The organism is Candidatus Hakubella thermalkaliphila (genome assembly GCF_013281975.1).
Lineage (GTDB): Bacteria > Actinomycetota > Humimicrobiia > Hakubellales > Hakubellaceae > Hakubella > Hakubella thermalkaliphila.
Genome location: NZ_BLRZ01000390.1, coordinates 1 through 751, shown reverse-complemented (window position 1 = coordinate 751; position 751 = coordinate 1). Strand labels below are relative to the sequence as shown.

General features: G+C 49.0%; 1 protein-coding gene and 1 pseudogene. Both read right to left on the bottom strand.

Annotated features, from left to right (window positions below; genetic code table 11):
- Nucleotides 1-54: 54 nt before the first annotated feature.
- Entirely contained in the window at nucleotides 55-273 is a 219-nt protein-coding gene (locus HW443_RS14200) for a hypothetical protein (protein ID WP_176238353.1), read from the bottom strand.
- Nucleotides 273-704 (bottom strand): annotated as a pseudogene (locus HW443_RS12340) (hypothetical protein); the annotation flags it as partial. The gene HW443_RS14200 and the pseudogene HW443_RS12340, both read right to left, overlap by 1 nt.
- Between the last annotated feature and the right edge of the window lie 47 nt (nucleotides 705-751).

The following is a 751-nucleotide window of genomic DNA, read 5'->3' as shown; positions in this document are numbered from 1 at the left end:
CAAGACAGATGCCCAAGTTTATCTGGCCATGCATGACCTTCTTCTGGCAGGCCTTCAGGCTATGGGAGAAACGTCGGTTACAGAGCCATTTCCCTCCCGAGATCGCAGACTGTTCATGGTGGAAAAACAATCCTTGGAGAAGGAGAAGTTAGCTATCCTGGATCTTCCATGGGCCAGCGAGGCCAGGATAAGGCTACGATGAGAGATGGATTTGTCTCCAGGTACGGTGATAACTCCCCTTAAATTTTTGGCAGAGGTCAACGTAACTTCCATCAACTGACCCCCAGCTCCAGATTGCGCATCGCTACCTGAAAACCATCTTGCTCAAGCTTATCCTTGGCCCTGTTGGCCTTGTCCTTTTCTTTAATCAGTATGCGTAGCAGGCCTTCCTTTTTCTCCAGTTTGTGAATGAGGTCCAGATCTTCAGTATTAATGCCCAGAGAGCCAATCTTGAGCAAGATCTGGCTGATGGACCCTGGCCTGTCCTTGACCGGTACCAGCAGCTCGTAGATCTCTTTCTCTTCCATGTCTATGCGAGTGGGTAGACTGCGGCGGATCTCTCTGGCTTCACTGAGATATCCCCATATCTCCTCTTTGTTCTCCTCTTCCAACCAGCCGTCAAAATCTTCCAGAGCCTTAATGTAATCCCCAATCATACTTTGAATGGCTTTTCTATTTTCCAGGCAGATATCCAGCCAGATTCTGGGGTTGCTGGCGGGTCAGTTGATGGAAGAAAGAATGTGAGGCAGAT

Excerpts from the sequence above, each read along its gene's own strand:
- HW443_RS14200 (WP_176238353.1), bottom strand. The coding sequence starts at position 273 with ATGGAAGTTACGTTGACCTCTGCCAAAAATTTAAGGGGAGTTATCACC.